Annotated in this window: 12 protein-coding genes; 9 read left to right on the forward strand and 3 right to left on the reverse strand. The window is 75.1% G+C overall.

Annotated elements, in window-relative coordinates; all coding sequences use genetic code 11:
• Positions 1–119 precede the first annotated feature (119 nt).
• From pheS to AB0E83_RS06430, 7 genes are all read left to right on the forward strand, one after another.
• Positions 120–1,247: a phenylalanine--tRNA ligase subunit alpha gene (gene pheS, locus AB0E83_RS06400; protein ID WP_362106742.1), complete on the forward strand. Its 1,128-nt coding sequence runs from the start codon at positions 120–122 to the stop codon at positions 1,245–1,247.
• On the forward strand, positions 1,247–3,775 hold the full coding sequence (pheT, locus tag AB0E83_RS06405) for a phenylalanine--tRNA ligase subunit beta (RefSeq protein ID WP_362106745.1): 2,529 nt from the start codon (positions 1,247–1,249) through the stop codon (positions 3,773–3,775). The genes pheS and pheT overlap by 1 nt, the downstream gene beginning before the upstream one ends.
• Before the next feature lie 116 nt (positions 3,776–3,891).
• On the forward strand, positions 3,892–5,541 hold the full coding sequence (locus AB0E83_RS06410) for a LuxR C-terminal-related transcriptional regulator (RefSeq protein WP_362106748.1): 1,650 nt from the start codon (positions 3,892–3,894) through the stop codon (positions 5,539–5,541).
• Between the two features lie 98 nt (positions 5,542–5,639).
• Entirely contained in the window at positions 5,640–6,770 is a 1,131-nt protein-coding gene (locus AB0E83_RS06415; RefSeq protein ID WP_362106751.1) for an NAD(P)-binding domain-containing protein, read from the forward strand.
• A 226-nt stretch (positions 6,771–6,996) separates the two neighbouring features.
• The gene (locus AB0E83_RS06420; protein ID WP_362106754.1) at positions 6,997–8,088 is read left to right on the forward strand and encodes a PP2C family protein-serine/threonine phosphatase; all 1,092 of its coding nucleotides are present in this window, start codon (positions 6,997–6,999) and stop codon (positions 8,086–8,088) included.
• A 282-nt stretch (positions 8,089–8,370) separates the two neighbouring features.
• The gene (locus AB0E83_RS06425) at positions 8,371–9,711 is read left to right on the forward strand and encodes a transcriptional regulator (RefSeq protein ID WP_362106757.1); all 1,341 of its coding nucleotides are present in this window, start codon (positions 8,371–8,373) and stop codon (positions 9,709–9,711) included.
• A gap of 62 nt (positions 9,712–9,773) precedes the next feature.
• Positions 9,774–10,304 carry an NUDIX domain-containing protein gene (locus tag AB0E83_RS06430; protein WP_362106760.1) on the forward strand — a complete coding sequence of 177 codons (531 nt, stop codon included), beginning with the start codon at positions 9,774–9,776 and terminating at the stop codon, positions 10,302–10,304.
• Positions 10,305–10,411: 107 nt separating this feature from the next.
• On the opposite strand, the gene AB0E83_RS06435 is transcribed toward AB0E83_RS06430, so the two are convergent.
• Positions 10,412–11,272, reverse strand: coding sequence for a 3-hydroxybutyryl-CoA dehydrogenase (locus tag AB0E83_RS06435; protein WP_362106763.1), 861 nt, complete (start codon positions 11,270–11,272; stop codon positions 10,412–10,414).
• A 199-nt stretch (positions 11,273–11,471) separates the two neighbouring features.
• Between AB0E83_RS06435 and AB0E83_RS06440 the strand changes: the two genes are divergently transcribed.
• A complete protein-coding gene (locus tag AB0E83_RS06440; protein ID WP_362106765.1) occupies positions 11,472–12,776 on the forward strand; it encodes a family 10 glycosylhydrolase in 1,305 nt (434 codons plus the stop codon).
• On the opposite strand, the gene AB0E83_RS06445 is transcribed toward AB0E83_RS06440, so the two are convergent.
• Together AB0E83_RS06445 and AB0E83_RS06450 are read right to left on the reverse strand one after the other, a co-directional pair.
• On the reverse strand, positions 12,773–12,970 hold the full coding sequence (locus tag AB0E83_RS06445; protein WP_362106768.1) for a DUF1918 domain-containing protein: 198 nt from the start codon (positions 12,968–12,970) through the stop codon (positions 12,773–12,775). The genes AB0E83_RS06440 and AB0E83_RS06445 overlap by 4 nt on opposite strands.
• Before the next feature lie 66 nt (positions 12,971–13,036).
• Positions 13,037–13,990, reverse strand: coding sequence for a DMT family transporter (locus tag AB0E83_RS06450; protein ID WP_362106771.1), 954 nt, complete (start codon positions 13,988–13,990; stop codon positions 13,037–13,039).
• Between AB0E83_RS06450 and AB0E83_RS06455 the strand changes: the two genes are divergently transcribed.
• Positions 13,989–15,422, forward strand: coding sequence for a PLP-dependent aminotransferase family protein (locus tag AB0E83_RS06455; protein ID WP_362106774.1), 1,434 nt, complete (start codon positions 13,989–13,991; stop codon positions 15,420–15,422). The genes AB0E83_RS06450 and AB0E83_RS06455 overlap by 2 nt on opposite strands.
• The last annotated feature ends 85 nt before the right edge of the window (positions 15,423–15,507 follow it).

The raw sequence follows: 15,507 nt of genomic DNA on the forward strand, positions 1-15,507 counted from the left end.
GGCCCCCACGGGCTCATCCGCCTCCCCGCACCCCGTTAGACTCGGCCTTTGGCACGTTTGCGCCCTTGTCGTCGAGCGGGGGTCGCCCCAGCCAAGCCCAACGGAAGACACGGGAAGAGATGTCGGCACCCAATAAGTCGTACGACCCGGTCGAGGTCGAAGCCTTGAAACCGGAAGAGATCGAGCGCATGCGGGACGAGGCGCTCGCCGCCTTCGCGGCCGCCGGCGACCTCGACGCGCTCGCGCACGCCAAGACGGCGCACACCGGCGGCACCTCGCCGCTCGCCCTCGCCAACCGCGAGATCGGCGCGCTGCCCCCGCAGGCCAAGGCCGCGGCCGGCAAGCTCGTCGGCCAGGCCCGCGGCGCCGTCTCCAAGGCGCTCGCCGCCCGCCAGGCCGAACTGGAGGCCGAGCGCGACGCCCGCGTCCTCGTCGAGGAGGCCGTCGACGTCACCCTGCCGTACGACCGCGTCCCGGCCGGCGCCCGCCACCCGCTCACCACCCTCATGGAGCGCGTCGCCGACGTCTTCGTGTCGATGGGCTACGAGGTCGCCGAGGGCCCCGAGGTCGAGGCCGAGTGGTTCAACTTCGACGCCCTGAACTTCGTGCCGGACCACCCGGCGCGGCAGATGCAGGACACCTTCTTCGTCCAGGGTCCGGAAGGCACCACGGGCGACGAGTCCGGGGTCGTCCTGCGCACCCACACCTCGCCGGTCCAGGCCCGCACCCTCATCGACCGGGAGCCCCCGGTCTACGTGGTGTGCCCCGGCCGCGTCTACCGCACCGACGAGCTCGACGCCACGCACACCCCGGTCTTCCACCAGATCGAGCTGCTCGCCGTCGACGAGGGCCTCACCATGGCCGACCTCAAGGGCACCCTCGACCACATGGTCCAGGCGCTCTTCGGCCCGGACATGAAGACCCGGCTCCGTCCGAACTTCTTCCCGTTCACCGAGCCGTCCGCCGAGATGGACATGCTCTGCTACGTCTGCCGCGGCGAGTCCGTCGGCAACCCCGACCGCCCCTGCCGCACCTGCGGCAGCGAGGGCTGGATCGAGCTCGGCGGCTGCGGCATGGTCAACCCGAAGGTGCTCGTCGCCTGCGGCGTGGACCCGGAGAAGTACAGCGGCTTCGCCTTCGGCTTCGGCATCGAGCGGATGCTGATGTTCCGGCACAACGTGGAAGACATGCGAGACATGGTCGAGGGTGACGTCCGGTTCACCCGGCCGTTCGGGATGGAGATCTGATGCGGGTCCCGCTTTCTTGGCTGCGGGAGTACGTCGACCTGCCGGCGACCGAGACCGGCCGTGACGTCCAGGCCAAGCTCATTTCCGCCGGCCTCGAGGTCGAGACCGTCGAGCAGCTCGGCGCCGGCCTCACCGGCCCGCTGGTGGTCGGCAAGGTCCTCACCATCGAGGAGCTGACGGAGTTCAAGAAGCCCATCCGCTTCTGCACCGTCGACGTCGGCCCGGCCAACGGCACCGGCGAGCCCCAGGAGATCATCTGCGGCGCCCGGAACTTCGCCGTCGGCGACAAGGTCGTCGTGGCCCTCCCCGGCGCCGTCCTCCCCGGCGACTTCCGCATCGCCGAGCGCAAGACCTACGGCAAGGTCTCGCGCGGCATGATCTGCTCCAGCGAGGAGCTGGGCATGGGCGAGGACCCGAACCACGGGATCATCGTCCTGCCGCCGGAGCACGAGGTCGGCCTCGACGCCACCGCCCTCCTGGAGCTGTACGACGAGGTCCTCGACATCGCCGTCACCCCGGACCGCGGCTACTGCCTCTCGATGCGCGGCGTCGCCCGCGAGGCCGCCATCGCGTACGGGCTGCCGCTGCGCGACCCGGCGCTCCTCGACGTGCCCGCGCCGAACTCGTACGGCTACCCGGTCCAGGTGACCGACCCGATCGGCTGCGACCGCTTCACCGCGCGCACGGTCGTCGGCCTCGACCCCGAGGCCCGGTCGCCGATCTGGCTCCAGCGCCGCCTCCAGAAGGCGGGCATGCGCCCGATCTCGCTCGCCGTCGACATCACCAACTACGTGATGCTGGAGCTCGGCCAGCCGCTGCACGCCTACGACCGCACCCGGCTCGACGGCCCCATCGGGGTCCGCCGCGCCGAGGCCGGCGAGAAGATCACCACCCTCGACGGCACGGTCCGCGTCCTGGACGCGGCCGACCTGGTCATCACCGACAACCGCGGCCCCATCGGCATCGCGGGTGTCATGGGCGGGGCGAACACCGAGATCGCCGACCCGGTGACCGACCCCGAGACCGGCGCCGTCACCGGCTCCACCGAGGTCGTCATCGAGGCCGCGCACTTCGACGCGATCTCGATCGCCCGCACCGCCCGCCGCCACAAGCTGTCCTCCGAGGCGTCCAAGCGCTTCGAGCGCGGCGTCGACCCGCAGGCCGCGGCCGCCGCGGCCCAGCGCTGCGTCGATCTGCTGGTGCTGCTCGCGGGCGGCACCGCCGAGGCCGGCGTCACCGAGATCGCCGCCCCGTCCGCGCCGCGCACCATCACCCTGCCGGCGAACCACCCCGACAAGGTCGCGGGCGTGGACTACGGCCGCGAGACCGTCGTCCGCCGTCTCCAGGAGATCGGCTGCGACGTCTACGGCCAGGACGAGCTCGTCGTCACCGTGCCCTCGTGGCGCCCCGACCTGGGCGAGCCGAACGACCTCGCCGAGGAGGTCATCCGGCTGGAGGGGTACGAGAACCTGCCCTCCACGCTGCCGAAGCCCCCGGCCGGCCGCGGCCTCACCGAGCGCCAGCGCGTCCACCGCCGGGTCGGCCGCGCGCTCGCCGGCGCCGGCTACGTCGAGGCGCTGAACTACCCCTTCATGGGGCAGCAGGCCCTCGACCAGCTCGGCCTCGACGCGGACGACGCCCGCCGCGAGGTCGTCACCCTCGTCAACCCGCTCTCCGACGAGGAGCCCGCCCTCCGCACCACGCTGCTCCCCGGCCTGCTCGCCGCGCTGCGCCGGAACGACAGCCGCGGCAGCCATGACCTGGCGCTCTTCGAGACCGGTCTGGTCTTCCGCCCCCAGGGCGAGCCGAAGGTCGCGGTCCGCCTGCCCGTCGACCGCCGTCCCACCGACGAGGAGATCGCCGGCGTCAACGCCGCGCTGCCCGCGCAGCCGCGCCGCGCCGCCGTCGTCCTCGCCGGCGCCCGCGAGCAGTCCGGCTGGTGGGGCAAGGGCCGCCCGGCCGACTGGGCCGACGCGATCCAGGCCGCCCGCGCGGTGGCCGCCGAGACCGGCGCGGAGCTGCTGATCGAGGCCGACCAGCACGCCCCGTGGCACCCGGGCCGCTGCGCCGCCTTCCACGTGGTGATCGACGGGGTCAAGACCCTCGCCGGCCACGGCGGCGAGCTCCACCCGCGCGTCGTCAAGGCGCTGGGCCTGCCGGCCCGCACCTGCGCGATGGAGCTGGACCTGGACGTCCTGGAGAAGGCGAGCGCCGGCCCGGCGAGGGCCCCGCGCATCTCCGCCTTCCCGGTCGCCACCCAGGACGTCGCCCTGGTCGTCGACCAGGCCGTCCCGTCCGCCGACGTCGAGCGGTACCTGACCGAGGGCGCGGGCGAACTCCTGGAGTCCATCCGCCTGTTCGACGTCTACACCGGCGACCAGGTCGGCGAGGGCAAGAAGTCCCTGGCGTACGCGCTGAAGTTCCGCGCCGAGGACCGCACCCTCACCGTCGAGGAGGCCACCGCCGCCCGCGACGCCGCGGTCGCCCTGGCCGCCGAGCACACCGGCGCCGTCCTGCGCGGCGCCTGACGCCGCGCCGCCCCCGCGGAGGGCCGCCCCGGGATCTCCTCCCGGGGCGGCCCTCCGCCGTTCCGCCCGGCCTGACAAGTCGCGGGCCGCGCGGTGCAATGGTGGTGGGAGCCGTCATGGACGTGGTCGTGGAACTGGAACGGGCCCGGGACGCCTTCGCCTGCCAGGCGTGGTCGGACGCCTACACCGCGCTCTCGCAGGCCGACCGGGAGGAGCCGCTCGCCCCCGACGACCTCGTCCGCCTCGCGACCGCCGCCTACCTGGTGGGCCGCGACGACGAGAGCGTCGCGGCGACCGAGCGGGCCCACCACGCCTACCTCGGCCTCGGCGCGACCGCACCCGCCGTGCGCTGCGCCTTCTGGGCGGCGATGCCGCTGCTGCTGCGCGGCGAGACCGCCCGGGGCGGCGGCTGGCTCGCCCGCGCCCAGCGGCTCCTGGAGGAGTGCGGGCTCGACTGCGTGGAGCGGGGCTACGTGCTGGTCCCCCAGGGCCTGCGGCGCGTCCACAAGGACCCCCGGGCCGCGTACGCCCTGTTCGGCGAGGCCGCCGCGATCGGCGAGCGCTTCGGCGACCGGGACCTGGAGGCGCTGGCCCGGCACGGCCAGGGCCGGGCGCTGGTCTACGCGGGCGAGCCCGCCGCCGGGACCGCCCTGCTCGACGAGGCCATGGTGGCGGTCAGCTCCGGCCGGCTGTCACCGCTCGTCACCGGCATCGTGTACTGCAGCGTCATCGAGGCCTGCGAGGAGCTCTTCGACCTGCGCCGTGCCCAGGAGTGGACGGCGGCGCTCTCCCACTGGTGCTCCGCCCAGCCCGACCTCGTGCCCTACCGGGGCCAGTGCCTGATCCACCGCTCCCACGTCCTGCAGATGCACGGCGCCTGGCCGGACGCCCTGGACGAGGCCCGCCGGGCCCGCGAACGGCTCGCCGGGACGCCGGGCCGCGCGGTCCTCGGCATGGCGTTGTACCAGGAGGCCGAGCTGTACCGGGTCCGCGGGGCCTTCGCCCGCTCGGAGGAGGCGTACCGGAGGGCCGGCGCGTGCGGGCACCGGGCGCAGCCCGGCCTCGCGCTGATGTGGCTGGCGCAGGGGCGGGTCGACGCGGCGGCCGCGGCGATCCGCGGCGCCCTGGAGGAGACGCCGGACCGGCTGCGCCGGGCGCGGCTGCTCGCCCCGTACGCGGAGATCATGCTGGCCGCCGGCGACGTGCCGGCCGCCCGGGAGGCCGCCGACGAGCTGACGCGCACCGCCGCCGAGCTCGACGCGCCGCTCCTCGCCGCGGTCGCCGCCCATGCCCGCGGGGCGGTGCTCCTGGCGGAGGACGAGCCCGGCGCGGCGCTGGACGCCCTGCGGGAGGCGGGCGGGATCTGGGACGGGATCGACGCCCCGTACGACCGGGCCCGCACCCGGGTGCTGCTGGGGCTCGCCCGGCGGCGGCTCGGCGACGAGGGCACCGCGCGCCTCGAACTGGACGCGGCCCGCCAGGTTTTCCGGGAGCTCGGCGCCGCCACCGACCTGGCCGGCCTCGACGCGCTCACCCGTGCCGGGCCGGGCGGCGGCACCGGGCTCAGCCCCCGGGAGATCGAGGTCCTGCGGCTCGTCGCCACCGGCCGGACCAACCACGCGATCGCCGCCGACCTGGTGCTCAGCGAGAAGACCGTGGCCCGGCACCTGAGCAACATCTTCGGCAAGCTCGGCCTCTCCTCCCGCGCGGCGGCCACCGCGTACGCCTACGAACACGGTCTCGTCGCCCGGCGATGGGCAGAATGACCCATCGCCGCCGCACCCCGCGATTGGGGCGTTCTCCCGAAGCGTTCCCGCCCCCGGGTCCCTAGGGTCGGGCTCAGGAACGTACGAGGAGGCCCGCGATGAACTCCACCGGCAGGACGGAACGCATCGAGACGGTCATCATCGGCGCAGGTCAGGCCGGTCTCGCCACCGGATACCACCTCGCCCGCCGCCACCGGCCGTTCGTCGTCCTCGACGGCGGCGCCCGCGTCGGCGACAACTGGCGCCGCCACTGGGACTCGCTGCGGCTGTACAGCCCGGCGAAGGTCGCCTCCCTGCCCGGGATGCGCTTCCCGGCGCCGCCGATGTCCTTCCCCACCAAGGACGAGATGGCCGACTTCCTGGAGTCGTACGCCGAGACCTTCGCCCTGCCGGTCCGCACCGGCGAGCGCGTCACCCGCCTCGCCGGGGCGGACGGCCGGTACGTCGTCGAGACCGGTACCACGACCTACGTCTGCGACCACGTCGTCGTCGCCACCGGCACCTTCGGCCGCACCCCCCACGTCCCCGGCTTCGCCGCCGGACTCGACCCGCGGATCACGCAGCTGCACTCCAGCGCCTACAGGAACCCCGGGCAGCTGCGGCCCGGCGGCGTGCTCGTGGTCGGCGCCTCGCACTCCGGCGGGGACATCGCCCACGAGGCCGGGAGGACGGGCCGTCCGACGGTGCTGAGCGGGACGATCCACGGCGAGATCCCCTTCGACATCCACGGCCGGCCGGCGCACGCGATCTTCCCGGTGCTGTGGTTCCTGGCCCGGCACGTGCTGAACCTGCGGACGCCGGTCGGCCGCAGGATGCGCCCCGAGGTCAGGCAGCACGGCGGGCCGCTGATCCGGGTCAAGAAGGCCGATCTCACCGACGCCGGGGTCGAGCTCGTCCCGGAGCGGACCGTCGGGGTGCGCGACGGACTGCCCGTCCTCGACGGCGGCCGGGTCCTCGACGTCGCCAACGTCGTCTGGTGCACCGGCTTCCGCCAGGACTTCTCCTGGATCGAGCTGCCCGTCACCGGTGAGGACGGCTGGCCGCTGGAGCGCCGCGGCGTGGTCGACACCGCCCCCGGCCTCTACTTCGTCGGCCTCGCCTTCCAGTACGCCTTCGCGTCGATGCTCATCGGCGGCGCGGGCCGGGACGCGGAGTACGTCGTGCGCCACCTGGTGAGGCACCCGCGCTCCGAGGCCGCCGCGGAGCGGCGCGAGGCGGTGCACGTCTGACGGCCGCCCGCCCCGCGCCTGCTCACCCGTGCGGACGTCCCGCGTCTGTACGGGTGGCGCGGGTCTGGCGCGGGGCGGCGCGCCGGGGGTGCTCACTCCTTCGGGTGAGATCGCCGGGGGGTGTTCCCCCGCCCTCCGTACGGTCGGCAGAATCGACGCGGCCACAGGGGCGGGCCTGTGTGCCGCAGGGCCTTCGGGCGCTGTCGGGGCTCGGGAAGGGCCGTACATGATCCGTACCAGCCGTAGCAGCCGCAGCCGCAACCGTACGAGGGGCGCCCTCCGGTCCCGGCTCCGCGGGAGCGCCCCGCTCCTCCTCCCCGTCGGCTGGGGCGCCGTGGCCGTGGCGTGGAAGTTCGGCTGTCCGCTGGCCCGGCAGCCGGGACTGCCCCTGCGGATCGCGACCAGCGTCGTCTTCCTGACCGTCGGCACGGGGCTGGTCCTCGGCGTGCGGCGGCGGCTGCGGCGCGAGCTGGCGGTGGTGCGGGCCGTGGCGGAGGCGACGCAGCAGGTGCTGCTGCGCCCGCCGCCCGCCCGGCTCGACGGACTCGCCCTGGCCGCCGGGCAGTTGTCGGCCGCGCGCGGGGCCTCGGTGGGCGGCGACCTGTACGAGGCGGTGGCGACGCCGTACGGGGTGCGGATCGTGATCGGGGACGTGCGGGGCCACGGCCTCGCCGCCCTGGGCGCCGTCGTCGCCGTCCTGGGGAGCTTCCGGGAGGCCGCCCACGACGAGGCCGAACTCGGCGGTGTGCTGCGGCGGTTGGAGCGGACGCTGCAACGGCACCTGCGGGAGCGGGCGCGCGACGAGCACCCGGCCAGGAGCGGCGGCGAGCCCGAGCACCCGGTGGCCGAGGAGTTCGTGACGCTGCTGCTCCTGGAGGTCCGCGCCGACGGGCGGCTCGCCGTCCTCGACTGCGGTCACCCCGCTCCGTACCGGCTCGGCCCCCGGCCGGGGCGGCTGCCCGTGGGCGAACCGCTGCCGCCGCTCGGCGTCCTGCCGCTGCCGGCCGTGCCGGTGCCGTACACCGGGGCGCGGCTGCTGCCCGGCGAGACGCTGGTGCTGCACACGGACGGGGCGGAGGAGGCCCGCGACCCCCGCGGCCGGTTCTTCGGCCTCGACGCGGAGCTCGCCCGGAGCACCGGTCTGCCGCCCGAGGGCGTGGTCCGCCAGGTGCACCGGGCGCTGCTGCGGCACACCGGCGGCCGGCTCGACGACGACGTGGCCCTGCTCGTCGTCCGCAACGACCGGGTCCGCGTGCCGGCGCAGCCCGCCGAACCCGGGCTGCGCCGTCCCCGGCCCGCTCCCTCCACCCACTGCTGAGCGGAGGGTCCGGGGGTACGGGCGCCGCCCGCCCCGCCACGGAGTGTCGGGCAGATCGGCGGGGCGGGCGGCGCGGACCGGGCGGCCGCACTGTACGAGGGGGGAGCCGGCGGCCCGGTCGTTCTCGCCTTGCCGGCGAGAAGCCCAGTCAAGCGGTACGGCTCCGCCGGCGACAGCGCGCGCGGACCGGGAGAACGGGTACTTCGTTCACACCCCGTGCGAAAACGCACCGGACGAATCCGGCCACCGCTACGCTGAGTTCACCGAGCGACCGGAGGGGCCATGCAGCCCAACACCCTGCTCGACGCCCTCCTGGACGAGGCGGGCGTCTCCAACGCCGGGCTCGCGGCCCATGTGAACCGGGCCGGACGGGCCAGGGGACTCGCCCTGCGTTACGAACACACCGCCGTGGCGCGGTGGTTGAAGGGCCAGCGGCCGCGCGGCCAGGTGCCCGACCTGATCTGCGAGGTGCTGGCGGACCGGCTGCGGCGGCCCGTCACCCTCGACGACATCGGGCTCGGCGTGCCCGGCGGCGGGCCGCCCGCGCCCGGCACCCCGCTGTCCGGCTTCGTCGACCGGGCCACCGCCCTGTGGCGCTCCGACGAGCAGCAGCGGCCGCACCTCGCGACCGCGCCGGCGGTGACCGGCACGCCCGCGGTGATGCCGGTGTGGGAGTGGGAGAACCCGCCGGAGGACACCGACGTCTCCCGCACCGGCCGCACCCGGGTGGAGCCCGCCGACATCGTCCTGCTCAGCGCGGCCCGCGCGCACTACGAGCAGATGTACCGCAAGGCCGGCGGCATCGCGACCCGCGCCCGGATCGTCGGCTTCCTCACCACCGAGGCGGCGCCCCGGCTGCGCGGCTCCTACAGCGACGCCCTGGGGCGTTCCCTGCACCGGGCCACCGGGGGCCTGGTGGCGGTGGCCGGGATCTGCGCCTACGACGCCGACGCGCACGGGCTCGCGCAGCGCTACTTCCACCAGGCGCTGCGGCTCGCCAAGGCCAGCGGGGACCGGGCCTTCGGCGCCTACGTGATCGCGCTGATGGTCAACCAGTCGCTGCTGCTCGGGGAGTTCCGGCAGGCGGTGGCCTTCGCGGAGGCGGCGCTGCGGGCGGCCGGCGGGGCCATCACCCCGGCGCTGGCGGCCGACCTGACGGCGATGCAGGCGAAGGCGTACGCCCGGCTGGGCGACGGGACGGCGGCGCTCGACTGCATCCGGCGCGCCGAGGCGGCGGCGGACCGGATCGCGCCGGCGGCGGAACCGGCCGAGACCGGCTATGTGCAGCCCGGCCTCGTCAACGTACAGGTCGCCGAGGCCCTCCTCAGTCTGGGTGATCTCGCGGGAGCGTACGAGCACGCGGCGCGGGCGGCCGGGGCGCCCTCGCACGACCGGGGCCGGGTGCACCGGCTCGCGCTGCTCTGCCAGGTCGAACTGCGCCAGGGCGAGGCGGACTCGGCGGCGCGCACGGCGGTCGAGATGACGGAGCGGGCGCGCGGGATGGAGTCGCGGCGGCTGCGGGACCGGCTGCGGCAGGCCCGGGAGCACCTGCTGGCCAGTGACGCGGGGGACGCCCGGGAGGCGGCGGAACTGATCGACGGAGCGCTGCGCGTTCCCCTGTGACCGTCGAACTGCTGCGATATTGCCACCGAACACGCGCCTACCAGTCGGAAGGTGGCAAGAACGTGCAGTGGACGAAACTGAGTGAGCACTCCGTCTACGAGAACCGTTGGTTCCGGGTGAACCTCGCGGACGTCGAACTCCCGGACGGCCGTCACCTCGACCACTATCTGATCCGGCTCCGCCCCGTCGCCGTCGCGACCGTCGTCAACGACGCCGACGAGGTCCTCATGCTCTGGCGCCACCGTTTCATCACCGACAGCTGGGGCTGGGAGCTGGCCGCCGGCGTCGTCGAGGACGGCGAGGCCCCCGAGGCCGCCGCCGCCCGCGAGATGGAGGAGGAGACCGGCTGGCGGCCGGGGCTGCTGCGCCACCTCCTCACCGTCGAGCCCTCCAACGGGCTCAGCGACGCCCGGCACCACCTCTACTGGACCGACCGGGCCACCTGGACCGGCCCGCCGGTCGACGGCTTCGAGTCCTCGCGGCGCGCCTGGGTGCCGCTGAAGGAGGTCCCGGAGCTGATCGCCCGCGGCGAGATCCCGGCCGCGAACATGGCGGCCGGCCTGCTGATGCTCCGCCACCTGCGGCTCGGCTGACCGGGCCCGGGAAAGACGGAACGGCCCGTACCTGTGCGGGGGTGCGGGCCGTTCCTGCCGCGGAGAGCGACATCGAGGGGGCGCCGGGGGAGCGGCGCCGGGGCGGGTCAGGCGTAGACGTAGAAGCCCGAGCCGGTCTTGCGGCCCAGCCGGCCCGCGTCGACCATCCGCTGGAGCAGCGGGGGAGCGGCGTACAGGGGCTCCTTGAACTCGGAGTACATCGAGTCGGCGATCGAGGCGATCGTGTCCAGGCCGATGAGGTCCGAGAGCTTCAGCGGGCCCATCGGGTGGGCGCAGCCGTACTCCATGCCGTTGTCGATGTCCTCGCGGCTCGCGATGCCGGACTCGAACATCCGGATCGCGGAGAGCAGGTACGGCACGAGCAGGGCGTTCACGACGAAGCCGGAGCGGTCCTGGGCGCGGATCGCGTGCTTGCCGAGCACCTTCTCGGCGAAGGCCTGCGCCCGGCTGATCGTGCCCTCGGAGGTGGTGAGGGCGGGGATCAGCTCGACCAGCTTCTGCACCGGGGCCGGGTTGAAGAAGTGGATGCCGATGACGTGGTCGGGGCGGGAGGTCGCCACGGCCAGCTTCACCAGCGGGATGGAGGAGGTGTTCGAGGCCAGGATGGCGTCGGACCGGGTCAGGACCTGGTCGAGCACCTGGAAGATCTCGGTCTTGACCTGCTCGTTCTCCACGACCGCCTCGATGACGAGGTCGCGGTCGGCGAACTCGCCCAGGTCGGTCGTGAAGCTCAGGCGCGCGAGCGCCGCGTCCCGCTCCTCCTCGCTGATCTTGCCGCGTTCGGCGGCCTTGGTCAGCGAGTTGAGCAGCCGGGTGCGGCCGATCTCCAGCGCCTCGCCGGTGGTCTCGGCGACCTTCACCTCAAGACCGCTCCGGGCACACACCTCTGCGATGCCCGCGCCCATCTGGCCGCAGCCCACCACTCCGACGCGCTCAATGTCGGCCATGGAGTCCGTCACCTCGTGCCTTTCGCTGTTCTCTGGCGGCGGGCCCCCGTGTGATTCCGGTGCGCCTGCCTCGACCCCATGACGTTACTCCGATTCGCGCGATGATCGATCGGTCGGAGAGGGGGCATGCTGTCTCCGGGGGTGTGACGTATCCGACAGCTGAGGGGTACAAGTGCGGCCTATCGGGAGAAGAGGGTTTGTGACGACCGCCACGGGAGCGGCATTCGCCGTCGTGGGGGCGAGCGCTCCGGGCGCCGCCGCGGAGCGCCGCGGGGCACGGGAGCGGGAGAGGGCGGCGGCGCCCGGACCGGAGCGCGGGCCGGGGCCGGAGGGCGCCCCGGCGCCGGAGCGGGCGGCGCGCGCGGAGGGGTTCCGGGGGATGTGGGTGGCGACCGTCGCCAACCGCGACTGGCCGTCCCGGCCCGGCCTCACCGCCGCCGCGCAGCGGGCGGAGCTCCTGGCCCACCTGGACCGGGCCGTGGAGCGCCGGCTCAACGCGGTCGTCCTCCAGGTGCGCCCCACCGCCGACGCCCTGTGGCCCTCGCCGTACGAGCCCTGGGCGCAGTGCCTCACCGGCACGCAGGGCCGCGACCCCGGCTGGGACCCGCTGGGCACGGCCGTCGCCGAGGCCCACGCGCGGGGCCTGGAGCTGCACGCCTGGTTCAACCCGTACCGGGTGGCGAACCACGCCGACCCCGAGCGGCTCGCCGCCTCCCACCCGGCCAGGCTCCACCCCGACTGGACCGTGCCCCACGGCGGGAAGCTGTACTACAACCCCGGCCTGCCCGAGGTCCGCCGCTTCGTCCAGGACGCCATGCTCGACGCGGTGCGCCGCTACGACGTCGACGCGGTCCACTGGGACGACTACTTCTACCCGTACCCGGTCGAGGGGGAGACCTTCGACGACGCCGACGCCCACGCCCGGTACGGCGCGGACTTCCCCGACCGCGCGGACTGGCGGCGGCACAACACCGACCTGCTGGTCTCGGAGGCGGCCGCCCGCATCAAGGAGGTCAAGCCCCGGGTGGCCTTCGGCATCAGCCCCTTCGGAGTGTGGCGGAACGCCGCCGACGACCCCGAGGGCTCGGACACGCGGGCCGGCGTGGCCACGTACGACGACCTCTACGCGGACACCCGCAAGTGGATCCGGGAGGGCTGGATCGACCACGTCGTGCCGCAGCTGTACTGGCACATCGGCCACCCCGCCACCGACTACGCCACGCTCCTCGACTGGTGGGAGACGGCGGTGCGCGGGACCGGCGTCGCGCTCCACATCGGCGAGGCGCTGTACAAGGCGGGCGCGCCGGACCAGCCCGAGGCGTGGCAGGACCCGCGGGAGCTGTCACGGCACCTCGCGCTGGCCGAGGGGCGGCCGGGCGTCGGCGGGCACTGCTTCTTCGCGGCGAAGGAGGTCACGGAGGACCGCAACGGCGCGCTCGCCGCCGCCGTGGCCGACCACTACCCGGACCGGGTCCGGCCGCCACGGCGGCCGGACGGCTCCTAACCCTGCGGCCGGCGGTGCCGGACGACGGTGTCGGGGCCGGGGGACATCAGGGCCTCGTGACCGTCGTCGTCGAACTTGACCCGGTACGGGGGAGTGCCGTTCTCCCCCAGCACCTCCAGGACCTGGGCCGTGCGGTCGTGCTGACCGACGGTCCGGCCGTGCACCAGCAGCTTGTCGCCCTCACTCGCCTTCATCGGGACCTCCTCGCGCGCGTAGGGCCTCTGCTGCCATTGTGACCCGGGTCACTGCCGCCCGTCGCGTCAGCTCTTCGCGCGCTGGGTCACCGCGATGCAGACCAGCACGCCGACCGCCGCGAGCGGCGCGGCCAGCGGCAGCGACTCGCCGAGGAGGAAGACCGACCAGAAGAGGGTGAGCAGCGGCTGGGCGAGCTGGAGCTGGCTGGCGCGCGGGATGCCGATCGCGGCCATGCCCCGGTACCAGACGTACAGGCCGAAGAAGGTGGAGCCGGCGGCCACCCAGACCAGGCCGGCGATCCCGTGGGCGGTGAGGCGGACCGGTTCGAGGGCGAGCGCCACCGCCGAGGCCGGGACCATCAGCGGCAGGCAGAGGACCAGCGCCCAGCCGATCACCTGCCAGCCCGGCATCAGCCGGGCGAGCCGGCCGCCCTCGGTGTACCCGGCGGCGCAGACGAGCAGCGCGCCGAAGAGGTAGAGGTCGCCCGTGGAGAGCGCGCCGCCGCTCTGCTGGACGGTGAAGGCGAGGACGACGGCGGCGCCGGAGACGGCCGCGATCCAGAAGGTGCGGGACGGGCGGCGGCCGGTCCGCAGCGCGGCGAGGGCGGCCGTGGTGAGCGGCAGCAGGCCCACGACGACGGCGGCGTGCGAGGTCGTCGAGGTCTGCAGGGCGAGCGTGGTCAGCAGCGGGAAGCCGATCACCACGCCGCCCGCGACCACCGCGAGCCCGGCCCAGTGGCGCCGCTCCGGCAGCGGGACCCTCCCGGCGAGCAGGAAGGCGCCGGCGATCAGCGCGGCGAGCGTGGAGCGGACCGCCACCAGCGACCAGGGGCCGAAGCTCTCCAGGCCCCACACGGTCGACGGGAAGGTGAGCGAGAAGGAGACCACGCCGAGGAGGGCGAGCAGGGTGCCCTGCGCGGTGGGGGACGGGGTGCCGGCGGGGGCGGCGTCGGTCGGGGTGCCGGTGCTGGTGTCGACCGCTATCGCCATCGGGGTAGTAGCGCTACTCTGTGCTCTCATGCATGAGCGTAGCAGTGTGGCCGAACTGGCGAAATCCCTGAGAGCGGAGCTCGACCGCTACTCCCCGGGTGGAAAGCTGCCGTCGAGCCGGGCGCTCGTCGAGCGCCACCGCGTCTCCCCGGTGACCGTCAGCCGCGCCCTCGCGCAGCTCGCCGCCGAGGGCCTGGTCGTCACCCGGCCCGGCGCCGGCGCCTTCAAGGCCGGGACCCGGGCCCCCGCCGCCACCGGCGACACCTCCTGGCAGGAGCTCGCCCTCAGCGCCGACACCGCCACCGACCTCGTCCCCCGGGCCGTCGACGCCTCCGGCGTCCTCGTCACCCTCGCCGCGCCCCCGCCCGGCGTCGTCGAGTTCAACGGCGGCTACCTCCACCCCTCCCTCCAGCCCGAGCGGGCCCTGGCGGCCGCCCTCGCCCGGGCCGGCCGCCGCCCCGGCGCCTGGGGCCGGCCGCCCACCGACGGCCTCACCGAGCTGCGCGAATGGTTCGCCCGCGAGATCGGCGGCGGCGTCACCGGCGCCGAGGTCCTCATCACCGCCGGCGGCCAGTCCGCCCTCACCACCGCCCTGCGCGCCCTCGCCGCGCCCGGCACCCCCGTGCTCGTCGAGTCGCCCACGTACCCCGGCATGCTCGCCGTCGCCCGCGCCGCCGGTCTGCGCCCGGTGCCCGTCCCCACCGACACCGAGGGCATCCGGCCCGACCTCCTCGAAGCCGCCTTCCGCGCCACCGGCGCCCGCGTCCTCGTCTGCCAGCCCCTCTTCCAGAACCCCACCGGCGCCCTCCTCCCGCCGGACCGCCGCCGCGAGGTCGTCCGCATCGCCCGCGCCGCCGGCGCCTTCGTCGTCGAGGACGACTTCGCCCGCCGGCTCGTCCACGAGGACGCCGGACCGCTGCCGCCGCCGCTCGCCGCCGACGACCCCGACGGCGTCGTCGTCCACGTCTGCTCGCTCACCAAGATCACCTCGGCGAGCCTCCGCGTCGGCGCCCTCGCCGCCCGCGGCCCCGTCCTCGAACGCCTCCGCGCCATCCAGGTCGTCGACAGCTTCTTCGTCCCCCGCCCCCTCCAGGAGGCCGCCCTCGAACTCGTCGGCTCCCCGGCCTGGCCCCGCCACCTGAGGACCGTCTCCCAGGAGCTGAAGGCCCGCCGCGACGCCCTCGCCGCCGCCGTCGCCCTCCGCCTCCCCGAACTCGCCCTGCCCCACGTCCCCTCCGGCGGCTACCACCTCTGGCTCCGCCTCCCCGACGCCCTGCCCGAGGCCGCCCTCCTCTCCGCCGCCCTGCGCGCCGGCGTCACCGCCGCCCCCGGCCGCCCCTACTTCTGCGCCGAACCCCCGGCCGGCCACATCCGGCTGAGTTTCGCGGGTGTGGCGGGGCCCACGGAGATCGCCGAGGGGGTCCGCAGGCTCCGGACCGCCGTGGACGAACTCCTTCCGTGACGCCGGGCGGGCCGGGCCGGCGCGCGCCCGCCCCGCCCCGGCCCGGAAAACCCGCCTGACACGCGTCCGCGGCTTTGGCATCCTC

Source organism: Streptomyces sp. NPDC035033 (assembly GCF_040636735.1).
GTDB lineage: Bacteria > Actinomycetota > Actinomycetes > Streptomycetales > Streptomycetaceae > Streptomyces.